At 61.4% G+C, this 12,121-nt stretch carries 10 protein-coding genes; 8 read left to right on the top strand and 2 right to left on the bottom strand.

Features of this window, described 5'->3' with window-relative positions:
- Window positions 1-63: 63 nt before the first annotated feature.
- Window positions 64-2,727, top strand: coding sequence for a ribonuclease R (gene rnr, locus P353_RS07485; RefSeq protein WP_034367379.1), 2,664 nt, complete (start codon window positions 64-66; stop codon window positions 2,725-2,727).
- Window positions 2,728-2,791: 64 nt separating this feature from the next.
- Here rnr and P353_RS07480 read toward each other — a convergent pair whose 3' ends face one another.
- Complete coding sequence (locus tag P353_RS07480) at window positions 2,792-4,387, bottom strand: NAD(P)H-hydrate dehydratase (RefSeq protein WP_034367425.1); 1,596 nt, start codon at window positions 4,385-4,387, stop codon at window positions 2,792-2,794.
- A gap of 97 nt (window positions 4,388-4,484) precedes the next feature.
- A complete protein-coding gene (locus P353_RS07475) occupies window positions 4,485-5,873 on the bottom strand; it encodes an amidase (RefSeq protein ID WP_034367378.1) in 1,389 nt (462 codons plus the stop codon).
- Window positions 5,874-6,099: 226 nt separating this feature from the next.
- On the opposite strand from P353_RS07475, the gene rpsB reads away from it, so the two are divergent.
- The 7 genes from rpsB to ispC all read left to right on the top strand — a co-directional run bounded on the left by rpsB (window position 6,100) and on the right by ispC (window position 12,070).
- On the top strand, window positions 6,100-6,852 hold the full coding sequence (gene rpsB / locus P353_RS07470) for a 30S ribosomal protein S2 (protein WP_034367375.1): 753 nt from the start codon (window positions 6,100-6,102) through the stop codon (window positions 6,850-6,852).
- Between the two features lie 108 nt (window positions 6,853-6,960).
- A complete protein-coding gene (gene tsf, locus P353_RS07465; protein ID WP_003067381.1) occupies window positions 6,961-7,854 on the top strand; it encodes a translation elongation factor Ts in 894 nt (297 codons plus the stop codon).
- Between the two features lie 87 nt (window positions 7,855-7,941).
- Complete coding sequence (pyrH, locus tag P353_RS07460) at window positions 7,942-8,664, top strand: UMP kinase (RefSeq protein ID WP_003053409.1); 723 nt, start codon at window positions 7,942-7,944, stop codon at window positions 8,662-8,664.
- A 37-nt stretch (window positions 8,665-8,701) separates the two neighbouring features.
- Window positions 8,702-9,262 carry a ribosome recycling factor gene (gene frr, locus P353_RS07455; protein ID WP_003067379.1) on the top strand — a complete coding sequence of 187 codons (561 nt, stop codon included), beginning with the start codon at window positions 8,702-8,704 and terminating at the stop codon, window positions 9,260-9,262.
- Between the two features lie 23 nt (window positions 9,263-9,285).
- Window positions 9,286-10,023, top strand: coding sequence for a polyprenyl diphosphate synthase (gene uppS / locus P353_RS07450; protein WP_034367372.1), 738 nt, complete (start codon window positions 9,286-9,288; stop codon window positions 10,021-10,023).
- 14 nt (window positions 10,024-10,037) lie between these two features.
- Complete coding sequence (locus P353_RS07445; protein WP_034367369.1) at window positions 10,038-10,895, top strand: phosphatidate cytidylyltransferase; 858 nt, start codon at window positions 10,038-10,040, stop codon at window positions 10,893-10,895.
- Window positions 10,892-12,070: a 1-deoxy-D-xylulose-5-phosphate reductoisomerase gene (gene ispC, locus P353_RS07440; protein WP_034367367.1), complete on the top strand. Its 1,179-nt coding sequence runs from the start codon at window positions 10,892-10,894 to the stop codon at window positions 12,068-12,070. Before P353_RS07445 ends, ispC begins: the two co-directional genes overlap by 4 nt.
- The last annotated feature ends 51 nt before the right edge of the window (window positions 12,071-12,121 follow it).

Genomic DNA, 12,121 nt, shown 5'->3' with positions numbered 1-12,121 from the left:
AGTGCGTCTACCAATTCCGCCACCTGGGCATCTCAGGAAAGACATAGATTGTATATCAAAAAAATGAACCCTCGCGCAAAAGTTGCCGATATGAACGAAGAAATTTTGGGCACTGTGCAGGGCCATCGTGACGGTCACGGCTTTGTCGTCCGCGACGATGGTGAGCGTGACATCTACCTTCCCTCCAATGAAATGCGTGCGGTGCTGCACAAGGACAGGGTCCAGGTGCGCATTGCCCGTCATGATCATCGCGGTCGCCCTGAAGGGCGTGTGGTGGAAATCGTGGAGCGTCCCGATCAGCCCATCATTGGTCGCTTTCTGCAGGAAAGCGGTGTCTGGCTTGTGGCCCCTGAAGACAAACGCTATGGCCAGGACATCCTGATTCCTGCCAACGCCACAGGCGCGGCCAAGCCGGGGCAGGTGGTGGTGGTGGAGCTGACGGAGGCGCCGGCGCTGTTCGGTCAGCCTGTGGGGCGCATCATCGAAGTGCTGGGCGAAGTGGATGACCCCGGCATGGAAATCGAGATTGCGGTGCGCAAGTATGGCGTGCCGCATATCTTCTCCGATGCCTGTCTCGAGCAAGCCAAGGCTCTGCCCGAAAAAGTCCGACCCGCAGACTACAAGCACCGCATTGATCTGACCGATATTCCTCTGGTCACCATTGATGGCGAAGATGCGCGCGACTTTGACGATGCCGTGTATTGCGAGCCCGCCAAGGTGGGGCGCAGCAAGGGCTGGCGCCTGCTGGTTGCGATTGCAGATGTGAGTCACTATGTGACCACAGGCAGCGCCATTGATGTGGATGCTTACGATCGCGCCACCAGCGTGTACTTTCCGCGCCGAGTGATTCCCATGCTGCCGGAAAAGCTCAGCAACGGGCTTTGCTCCTTGAACCCCGACGTCGATCGGCTGTGCATGGTCTGCGACATGCTGATCACGGCGCAAGGTGAGATTCACGCCTATCAGTTCTACCCGGCGGTAATGCATAGCCATGCGCGCTTCACCTATACCGAGGTGGCTGCAATCCTGGCCAATACGCGTGGCCCAGAAGCGGCCAAGCGCAAGGAGCGCGTGCAGGATTTGCTGAATCTGTATGGCGTCTTCCAGTCCCTGCTCAAGGCGCGCGAGGCGCGCGGTGCTGTGGACTTTGAGACGACCGAGACGCAAATCGTCTGCGATGACAACGGCCGCATCGAAAAAATCGTGCCGCGCACTCGCAACGATGCGCACAAGTTGATTGAAGAGGCCATGCTGGCGGCGAACGTCTGCAGCGCAGACTTCATCGACCAAAGCGGGCAGCTTGGCCTGTTCCGCGTCCACGACAAGCCTTCGCTGGAAAAGCAGGAAATTCTGCGCAACTACCTCAAGGCCATGGGTGTGAGCATGAGCATCAGCGAAAACCCTTCGACCAAGGAGTTTCAGCAGATTGCCAATGCCACCAAGGACCGTCCTGACTCGCAGCAGATTCACACCATGCTGCTGCGCTCCATGATGCAGGCTTTCTATACGCCGGAAGGCTCGGGACACTTCGGCCTGGCCTTTGAGGCATATACCCACTTCACCAGCCCGATTCGTCGTTATCCGGACTTGCTGGTGCACCGCGTGATCAAGGCTGAGCTGAGCGGCACACACTACAAGCTGCCCAGCTTGCCCACGCCGGGTGAAGCCGAAGCAAAGATGGCCAAGCGCTTGTCTTCGCGTGTGGTCGAGCCGGGGCAAAAGCCGCGCAAGCGCTCGGCGGCCAAGGAATTCCAGGCATGGGAGGCTGCCGGCCTGCACTGCAGTGCCAACGAGCGCCGCGCCGACGAGGCCAGCCGCGATGTGGAGGCCTGGCTCAAGTGCAAATACATGCGCGAGCATCTGGGCGAGGAGTTCGCGGGCACGGTGTCCTCGGTCACGACCTTCGGAGTCTTTGTGACGCTGGATGCCATGTATGTGGAAGGCCTGGTGCATATCACCGAGCTGGGCGGCGACTACTTCCGCTTTGACGAAGCCCGGCAGGAGTTGCGTGGCGAGCGCTCGGGTGTTCGTTATGGCATCGGCGCACGAGTGCGGGTGCAGGTCAGTCGCGTGGATCTGGACGGACGTCGCATCGACTTCCGCCTGGTTCGCGATGGCGAGGATGGCTTGGTGCAAACACCGCGCAGCGGACGTGGTCAAGTCAAGGATGAGGGGCGTGGTCGCCGCGAGTCACGTGACGAGCGCAGTGCGGGCGGCTATGCCGACAAGTGGAGTCGCCGCGATGCCAAGGCCAATCGTGCGCAGCGCAATGCTGCTGCGGGTCCGGCTTCTGCACCCGAGCCCGATCGCGCCAAGCAGGGTCGAAAGGCAGCCAAGAAAGCCATGCTGAAAAGCGTGAATCTGGCCGCACTGGAGGCAGAGTACGCACAAGAGCACGCCGCGCCTAAGCCTGAGCCTGTGCCTGTGATGGAGTCCGTCACTGCGGTGCAGCAGGCCAAGCCGCGCAAGGCGGCAGGCAGGAAAAAGGTTGCAGCCCTGCTTGCGCCTGATGCTCCGGCCATCTCTGTTGCCAAGGCTGCGGTAAAGCCCGAATCAAAGTCGGTCGCAAAGCCCGCAACAAAGCCCGCAACAAAGCCCGCAACGAAGGTCGCAGCGAAGCCTGTGGCGAAGTCGGCTTCCAAAGTTGTAAAGGCTGCGGCCCAGCCCGCGGCAGGTGCCAAGGCTGCGCCGGCAAGCAGGACGAGCAGACGCAAGACTGAGCGCTGATTGCTCTCCTATCAAGAGCTGAAAGGCCTTGCCGGAAAATGGCAAGGCCTTTGTTTTTGGTAGTTTATTGATTGCCCAGACGCAGAGCCAATGCACTGGCGCTGAATGGGCGTTCGGCAGGCCAGCAATCTGCAATGTGGCCATGGCGGAATGCGGCCTGGGTCGCTGCCATATCGGCACTTTGACCCTGTGCCCATAGCGCTGCTATCAATCCGGCAAGCACATCGCCGGTGCCGCCCGTGGCCAGGCGGGCATTGCCGCTGGCATTGATCCAGACTTGCCGCTGCGGGTTGGCAACAACCGTGCCCGAGCCCTTGAGCAGCACCGTGCACTGAAATTTGCTGGCCAGCTGCAGGCAGGATTGAAGGCGGTTGGCTTGTACTTGAGCGGTGCTGGTTTGCAGCAGGCGCGCGGCCTCGAGCGGGTGGGGGGTCAATACCGTGGTTTGCTGGCGTGCGGCGCGCTGGCTCAGCTGCTGTGCCAGTGCCGGGCTGGCCGCAACGGCGTTGAGTGCGTCGGCATCCAGCACCAGTTGTGGTGCTTGTGCCAGTATGTGGGGCAACCAGGCCTGCACGGCTTCGCCGCCACCGCAGCCGCAGACCACGGTGGCCTGGCTCCAGTCCTGCGCGGCGGGCCGGCGCAACATGATTTCCGGCCAGGGCGCAATGCCTTGCGGTGATTGCTCGTCCAGCAAGGCCAGCATGACGCGGCCGGCACCGGCGTGCAGTGCAGCCAGTGCCGCCAGCCAGGCTGCGCCCGTCATCGACAGGCCGCGCAAGCCCAGGCCTTCGCCACCGAGCACGGCCACATCGCCAAAACTGCCTTTGTGACTGGCGTGCGGGCGTGCTCTTGAGGAGGCAAGGCCTGGGTTGCTCAGATGCGCTGTGGGCTGTGCTGCAGCGGCTGGGGCGGGCGAGTTCGGTGCGTCGGGAGCGCTGGCAATGTCGCAGCTCAGGTCGTCCCACCAGATTTGTCCGCAGGCATCGCGGCCCTGACCGGTGAACAGACCGGGCTGCAGGGTCAGCAAGGCAAGCGTGTGGCGTCGCTGGTCGGCGGCGATATGGCCAGGTGCGAATTCCCTCAGATATTGACCGGTATCGGCATCGAGGCCTGAAGCAACGTCTACACAGAGTACGTTGCAGGCGCAATGCTGAACCTGGGCCAGCAACTGCAGCAGGCGCTGATCGGCAGTCGAGGTCTTGCCGGAAGTGCGCGGGCTCAGTCCTATGCCCAGCAGCGCGTCGACGCACAGGTCTTGTGGTCCCAGATCGACGGAGGCGTCATTGAGCCATTGCACGCCAGCCTGCAAGGCTTTGTTCCTGGAAATCTGTGCATCGGGCGGAAGTTCGGCAGGTGCGCGCACTTCGCTGACCATGATTTGCGCATGGGGCAGCATGGCCCTGAGCTGCGCCGCCGCCTCGAAGCCGTCGCCGCCGTTGTTGCCAGGGCCGCAGGCAATCCAGATGCGCTGTGCGTGTGGAGCTATTGCCATTGCCAGTCTGGCGATGGCAAGGCCTGCGCGTTCCATCAGTGCGTGAGGCGGCAGGCGGTCGGCGCAAGCCTTCTCAATCTGCCGCGTGGCGGCGGTGCTGAACAGCGGCCAGCCTTGACCGGCGGAAATGGAGGCGGGCGGGGTGTCAGTGGGGGAGATGCGCAGCATGGTCCGAGGATAGCCTCCGGCTGCGCATTTGTGGGTTTTGATGATTTTTGCTTTGTTGAGCAATAACCATAAGCGGTTATTGCTACAAAAATGGAAGTCAGTTGCGATTGAGCACGGCTTCGATGTCCCCGCTGATATTCAGGATGGCATCGTCGTGCAGGGCGGCATGCCAGATCATCAGGCCCATGGGGAGTTCGTTCGGGTTGTGGCACGGCAGTGACAGGGCGCAGCCGTCCAGCATATTGACCACGCTGGTATTGCGCAGCAGCAGGCCGTTGACGCGGAAGAATTCTTCGTCACGCTTGATGTCGGCTGCGGCGTCGATCCCGTTGGCCGGGGCGACGGATGCAATCGTGGGGGCGGTGATCGGCGTGGTGGGCGAGAGCAGGGCGTCATAGCCGGCAATGGCGCTCTCCATCCTGGCAATCCAGTGCTTGCGCGCGGCCAGCAGATCCAGATAGTCGGCAGCGCTCATGCTCGCGCCGCGTTCTATGCGCGAGCGCACCCGGGGATCGTAGAGCGCGGCTTTGGCGGGATCCTGCAGATGGCGCCGGTGCCAGGCATAGCTTTCGGTGGGCGAGAAGCCGCCGATGATGTTGATGCCGTCCAGCTCCTCTAGCTCGGGCAGGTCAATCCACTCGATCTGTGCGCCGCCGGCCTGCAGCTTGGCGATGCTGCGTTCGAAGGCGCTGCGCACGGCAGGCTCGATCTGTTCGAAGAAGAGGGGGCGCGGAACTGCCAGACGCCACTGGCTCAGGCTACGTTCGTCCTTGGCGACTTTGCGCCCGGCCAGTATCTCGTGCAGCAGCACGGCATCGCGCACGCTGCGGGTGATGGCGCAAGCGGTATCCAGTGTGGGCGATAGAGGCACTGTTCCGTCGGTGGGGACCAGTCTGGCCGTGCTTTTGAAGCCAACCAGGCCATTGAGCGCGGCGGGAATCCGGATGGAGCCGCCGGTGTCCGAGCCCAGTGCCGCCCAGGCGGCGCCGCTGGCGACGGACACGGCCGCTCCTGACGAGGAGCCGCCAGGAATGCGCGCCGGCCATGTGGGTGCCAGCTGGGGATTGGCAGGGTGGCGGGCATCCAGTGCGGCAGGGGTGCCGAAATGCGGGTTCACGCCCACGCCGGAAAAGGCGAACTCGACCATATGGGTGCGGCCGATGATGGCTGCGCCTGCCGCGCGCAGGCGGGCGACGGCTGTGGCGTCTGCCCGGGCGACGGGCGCATCCTGTAGCACCAGGGAGCTGGCGGCGCTGCGCGTGCCTTGCGTGTCGAACAGATCCTTGACCGAGATGGCCAGGCCGGCCAGGGGCGTAGTGGATGGCGTTTCTGCAGCAGCCCAGCGTGCCTCGTCAAAAAAAGTCTGGCTGAAAACGTTGGTGCACAAGGGGCTTTGCGCGGCAGCGATGCTCATTTGCATGAGGTTTGCGGCGCTTTGGCGGCCTTCGCGAATCTCAAGAGCGACGTGACTGAGGTCGAGTTGCATGGCAGTGTGCTAAAATTTTGCGGCTTTGCTAAGGGTTAGTCCGTGAGGATTGACTTGAAAAGCTCTGAAGGTGGTTGATGCGATGGCGTTTTGTGTGTTGCAACAATTGCTTTTAAGTCTGCAAGGCAAATAGCAAACCGGCCTATTCAAGGTGTTGCGATCGCTTTTTTCAAGGCGGCTGCAATCGTTGGGCCGGATTTTAGACCCAACCTTTGAGGTAATTAACATGGCAGTAACAATGCGCGAGATGCTGGAAGCCGGCGTCCACTTCGGTCACCAAACTCGTTTCTGGAATCCCAAGATGGCTCCGTTCATCTTCGGTGCCCGCAACAAGATCCACATCATCAACCTGGAAAAGTCCCTGCCGATGTTCCAGGAAGCCCAGAAGTTCGCCAAGCAGCTGACTGCTAACGGCGGCACCATCCTGATGGTGGGCACAAAGCGTCAGGCCCGTGAGCTGGTGGCTGAAGAAGCCAAGCGCGCTGGCGTGCCCTTCGTTGACCAGCGCTGGCTGGGCGGCATGCTGACCAACTTCAAGACCGTCAAGACCTCCATCAAGCGTCTGAAGGATATGAAGGCTCAGCAAGAAGCTGGTCTGGAATCCATGTCCAAGAAGGAACAGCTGATGTTCGTTCGCGAACTGGAAAAGCTGGAAAAGGACATCGGCGGCATTCAGGACATGAACGGTCTGCCCGACGCCATTTTCGTGATCGACGTGGGCTTCCACAAGATCGCTATCGCTGAAGCCAAGAAGCTGGGCATTCCTCTGGTCGGCGTGGTTGACACCAACCACAACCCCGAAGGTATCGACTACGTGATCCCCGGTAACGACGACTCCGCCAAGGCAGTCGAGCTGTACGCCCGCGGTATCGCTGACGCGATCCTGGAAGGCCGTGAAGCCCGTCTGAACGACGTGGTGAAGGCTGCTGCTGGTGACAACGGCGACGAATTCGTGGAAGTGGAAGCGTCCGCCGCCTAAGCGAAGTCCGGCTGCGCGACCGCATCGCGAGAAAAAGCGGGGCTCTAGGTAGCCCCGTTTTTTTAGCCGGATTCCTGTAACGAATCGAACTGATACTGGAGAAATACGATGGCAATTACTGCAAGCATGGTCGCTGAACTGCGCGCCAAGACCGACGCCCCCATGATGGAATGCAAGAAGGCTCTGACAGAAGCTGATGGCGATATGGCCAAGGCTGAAGAGCTGCTGCGCGTCAAGCTGGGTACCAAGGCTGGCAAGGCCGCTTCCCGCGTGACTGCTGAAGGCGTTGTGGCTGCTTTCATCGACGGCGGCAAGGGCGGCCTGATCGAAGTGAACAGCGAAACCGACTTCGTGTCCAAGAACGACAGCTTCCTGGCCATGGCCAACGCCGCTGCCAAGCTGGTCGCTGAGCACAACCCCGCTGACCTGGACGCTCTGGGCGCTCTGGCCTACGAACAAGACGGCTACGGCCCCACTCTGGAAGACGTGCGCAAGGGCCTGATCGGCAAGATCGGCGAAAACATGTCCTTCCGCCGCTTCAAGGCTTTCAGCGGCGCTGGCCTGGCTGCCTACGTGCACGGCACCCGCATTGGCGTGGTGGTCGAGTTCGACGGCGACGCTGCTGCTGCCAAGGACGTGGCCATGCACGTGGCTGCCATGAAGCCCGTGGCTCTGACTTCCGCTGACGTGCCTGCTGACCTGATCGCCAAGGAACGTGCTGTGGCCGAAGGCAAGGCAGCCGAATCGGGCAAGCCTGCTGACATCGTCTCCAAGATGGTTGAAGGCTCCGTGCAGAAGTACCTGAAGGAAGTGTCCCTGGCTGACCAGGTCTTCGTGAAGGCTGCCGACGGCAAGCAAACCGTGGCTCAGATGCTCAAGGCTGCCAACACCAATGTGAAGGCGTTCACGATGTATGTCGTGGGTGAAGGCATTGAGAAGAAGACTGACGACTTCGCCGCTGAAGTGGCTGCCCAGGTGGCAGCAGCCAAGGCTGGTGCTTAAGCCTTAGCAACAATCGCGGCCTAGAGCCGCGATTGATTTATTCCCCTCCCGTTTTCATACTCATTCAACTTCCATCGGAGAAACACCATGTCCAACGCCATTCCAGCCCACAAGCGCATCTTGCTCAAGCTGTCGGGGGAGGCGTTAATGGGAGATGACCAGTTCGGCATCAACCGTGCAACCATCGAGCGCATGGTGGCTGAGATAGTGGAAGTGACCAAGGTGGGTGTGCAGGTTGCCGTGGTGATCGGCGGCGGCAACATCTTCCGCGGCGTGGCAGGCGGCTCGGTCGGCATGGACCGTGCGACTGCCGACTATATGGGCATGCTGGCCACGGTGATGAACGCCCTGGCTCTGGCAGATGCCATGGACAAGCAGGGTTTGACGGCTCGCGTGATGTCCGCCATCGGTATCGAGCAGGTGGTCGAGCCCTATGTGCGTCCCAAGGCGCTGCAGTACCTGGAAGAGGGCAAGGTCGTGGTGTTTGCTGCCGGTACGGGCAATCCCTTCTTCACCACCGACACGGCCGCTGCGCTGCGTGGTGCTGAAATCGGCGCCGAAGTCGTGCTCAAGGCCACCAAGGTGGATGGCGTGTACACGGCTGACCCGGTCAAGGATCCTTCGGCCACCCGTTACGACAAGCTGGCTTTCGATGAGGCCATCTCGCGCAATCTGGGCATCATGGATGCAACGGCTTTCGCGCTGTGCCGCGACCAGAAGCTGCCGATTCGCGTGTTCTCCATCGTCAAGCCCGGCGCACTCAAGCGCGTGGTCATGGGTGAAGACGAAGGCACTCTGGTGTACGCTTGAGCGTTTTGCCGCCACATGCCCGCAAAGGAACAAGAACATGACGATCGCTGAAATCAAAAAGAACACCGAAACCAAGATGGGTCAGTCCATCGAGGCTCTGAAGAACAACCTGGCTCGCGTGCGTACCGGCCGTGCGAATCCCGCGCTGCTGGATGCCATTCATGTCGAGTACTACGGCTCCATGGTGCCTCTGTCCCAGGTGGCCAATGTGTCTTTGCTGGATTCCCGCACGATCAGCGTGCAGCCTTGGGAAAAGAACATGGCTGCTAAGGTGGAAAAGGCCATTCGCGAGAGCGATCTGGGCCTGAACCCCGCCTCCATGGGCGATCTGATTCGCGTGCCTATGCCTCCCATGAGCGAAGAGCGCCGCAAGGAAATGACCAAGCTGGCGCGCAACGAAGGCGAGAACGCCAAGATTGCCGTTCGCAACCTGCGCCGCGATGCCAACGAAGGCGTGAAGAAGCTGGTCAAGGACAAGGAAGCCTCTGAAGACGATCAGAAGCGCTCCGAAGCCGAAATCCAGAAGATCACCGACAAGCATATTGCCGAGGTCGATACGCTGGTGGCGGCCAAGGAACAGGACATCATGGCGGTCTGAGTCTTTTCAAAGGACTTGCACTTTTGACATCCAAGAAAAACGGCGCGGTTCCGCGCCATATCGCCGTCATCATGGACGGCAACGGACGGTGGGCCAAGCGCCGTCTGCTTCCACGTCTTGCTGGTCACAAGCAGGGTGTAGAGTCCCTGCGCCGCTGCGCTCGCGCCTGCGTCGAGCGTGGCGTGCAGGTGCTCACGGTGTTTGCGTTTTCCTCCGAGAACTGGAGCAGACCACAGGAAGAGGTCTCGGGCCTCATGAGCCTGCTGGCCAATGCCCTGGCCAAGGAAGTCGCTCAACTCAGCCGCGACGGAGTGCGCCTGTACTTTGTTGGCGACCGTCAGGGGCTGAGCGACAAGGTTCGGGAGGGCCTGGCAGAGGCCGAGCGCATCACCGCTCACAACACGCGTCTGGTTCTCAACGTCTGCTTCAACTACGGTGGCCGCTGGGATATTGCCCAGGCTGCACAGAAGCTGGTGGCCCAGGGCTTGGAGCTGACTCCCGAGAATCTGGACAGGGCCATGGCCTTGGCCCATGTGCCGGATCCTGATCTCATGATCCGCACCGGCGGTGAAACTCGCATCAGCAATTTCCTGCTCTGGCAGGCTGCGTATACAGAGCTTTTCTTCAGCAATGCCCTGTGGCCTGACTTCGACGAGGCGGCTCTTGACGAGGCCATTGCCGTGTTTGGCGGTCGTGAGCGCCGCTTCGGCCAGACTTCCGAGCAGATTCAACCATCATCTACCGTCACCTTGACGGTTTAACCATAAGAGGTGCCATGCTCAAGCAGCGCGTCATTACCGCCTTGATTTTGCTGGCCATTTTGCTGCCGGCACTGTTTTATACGGCCAGCACCGTGCCCTTTGCCGCACTGATGCTGTTGTTCATGGCGGCTGGTGCCTGGGAGTGGGGGCGACTCAATGGTTTTGGACAGGCAGGCTCGCTGGGCTTGGGGGCTGTCTGTACGGCGCTGTGCGCCGGCTCCTGGTGGGCAGGCTGGGTTGCTCAGCCGCTGCCCACGATGTGGCTGATTGCGGGCTCCCTCTGGGTGCTGGGGGGCGTGCTGCTGCTGCGCGCTGGCGTGGCTGGCTGGCCGCATATTCCAGCTGCAGTTCGTCTGGTCGGCGGCGTGTTGGCATTGTGGCTGGCCTGGCTGGCCGTGGTGCAGGCGCGCAATATCGGCATCAACTTCCTGCTGTCGGTGCTGGTGCTGGTCTGGGTGGCCGATGTCTTCGCCTATTTTGCGGGCCGCACTTTCGGCCTGAAGTTCACCAGGAACAAGCTTGCGCCTTCCATCAGTCCCGGCAAGAGCTGGGAGGGTGTCTGGGGCGGCATGCTGGGGGTGACTGTTCTGGCTCTTGTCTGGAGCTGGGCTGATCGCCACTACAGCGCTGGTGTTCCCAGTTTCTATTCGGTGCTGCAGTCGCGCGGACTTTGGTTCCTGCTGCTGGCTGCGGTGTTTATGGCTGCGATGAGTGTGGTGGGCGACCTGGTCGAATCCCTCATCAAGCGCAGCGTCGGTGTCAAGGACAGCAGCGGCTTGCTGCCCGGCCATGGTGGTGTCCTGGATCGCATTGATGCCCTCCTGCCCACACTGCCGTTGGCGATGATGCTCTCATCCTTTGTGCATCCATGAAGCAGAAAATCACGGTTCTGGGTTCTACCGGTTCCATCGGAACCAATACCCTGGATGTGGTGGCGCGCCACCCTGAACAATACGAAATCTTCGCGCTGAGCGCAGCCACGCAAGTGGATCTGATGCTCAGGCAATGCGCGCAGTTCAAGCCGCAGTTCGCTGTGATGGCCAGTGCGCCTCATGCGCGTCAACTGGCTGAGGCAATCAAGCAAAACGGACTTCAAACACAGGTTCTTCAGGAGCGGGATGCTCTTGAAGTGATTGCGTCGCATCCTGATGTGGATGCCGTCATGGGTGCGATTGTCGGCGCGGCTGGTCTGGCGCCCTGTCTGGCGGCCGCCAAGGCCGGCAAGCGTCTGCTGCTGGCCAACAAGGAGGCCTTGGTGGTGGGCGGCGCGCTGTTCATGGATACTGTCAAGCGTCATGGCGCCACTTTGCTGCCCATCGACAGCGAGCACTCGGCCATCTTCCAGTGCCTTCCCGAAGACAGCAGCACATGGGCTGATCGCGTCGACTCCTTGCTGTTGACGGCATCGGGCGGTCCGTTCCGCCAGCGTGATCCGGCGACTCTGTCCGAGATCACGCCCGAGCAGGCTTGCTCGCACCCCAACTTCTCCATGGGGCGCAAGATCTCGGTGGACTCGGCCACCATGATGAACAAGGCGCTGGAGGTGATCGAGGCGCGCTGGCTGTTCGATATGGCGCCCGAGAAGATCAAGGTGGTGATCCATCCGCAGCAGATCGTGCACTCCATGGTGCAGTTCAAGGATGCGTCCGTACTCGCTCAGCTGGGTACGCCCGATATGCGCGTGCCGATTGCCTGCGGTCTGGCCTGGCCTGAGCGCATCGAGAGCGGCGCACCTGTGCTGGATTTCGCCAAGCTGGCGGCGCTGACCTTCGAGGAGGCGGATGCGCACCGCTTTCCGGGCCTGCATCTGTCCTGGCAGGCGCTGCGCGCGCCCGAGGGCACGACCACGGTGCTCAACGCAGCGAACGAAGTGGCGGTCGCCGCATTCCTGGAGCGTCGCCTGTCGTTTGACCGCATTCATGCCGTCAATCTGCAGACGCTGGAATCCGTTCAACCTGGTGCCGTAGGCAGTCTGGAAGAGTTGATGGTGCTCGATGAGCGAGCGCGCGAGCGTGCGGCTGACATAGCGAGGCAGTGGGCGCGCTGATCTGGCGTTGAGTTCGGGTGCTTGAGGCGTTGCGGTTGAACTTGCGGCCTG

The sequence above is a fragment of the Comamonas testosteroni genome, from assembly GCF_000761245.1.
Lineage (GTDB): Bacteria > Pseudomonadota > Gammaproteobacteria > Burkholderiales > Burkholderiaceae_C > Comamonas > Comamonas testosteroni_C.
Note: the sequence above shows the minus strand (reverse complement) of the source record. Positions and strands in the feature narration are given on the sequence as shown.

Bases quoted from the DNA above. Each gene is read 5' to 3' on its own strand.
- pyrH (WP_003053409.1), top strand. From the start codon at position 7,942: ATGTCCAACGCCATTCCAGCCCACAAGCGCATCTTGCTCAAGCTGTCG.
- rnr (WP_034367379.1), top strand. From the start codon at position 64: ATGAACCCTCGCGCAAAAGTTGCCGATATGAACGAAGAAATTTTGGGC.
- P353_RS07475 (WP_034367378.1), bottom strand. From the start codon at position 5,873: ATGCAACTCGACCTCAGTCACGTCGCTCTTGAGATTCGCGAAGGCCGC.
- frr (WP_003067379.1), top strand. From the start codon at position 8,702: ATGACGATCGCTGAAATCAAAAAGAACACCGAAACCAAGATGGGTCAG.
- rpsB (WP_034367375.1), top strand. From the start codon at position 6,100: ATGGCAGTAACAATGCGCGAGATGCTGGAAGCCGGCGTCCACTTCGGT.
- tsf (WP_003067381.1), top strand. From the start codon at position 6,961: ATGGCAATTACTGCAAGCATGGTCGCTGAACTGCGCGCCAAGACCGAC.
- P353_RS07480 (WP_034367425.1), bottom strand. From the start codon at position 4,387: ATGCTGCGCATCTCCCCCACTGACACCCCGCCCGCCTCCATTTCCGCC.
- P353_RS07445 (WP_034367369.1), top strand. From the start codon at position 10,038: ATGCTCAAGCAGCGCGTCATTACCGCCTTGATTTTGCTGGCCATTTTG.
- ispC (WP_034367367.1), top strand. From the start codon at position 10,892: ATGAAGCAGAAAATCACGGTTCTGGGTTCTACCGGTTCCATCGGAACC.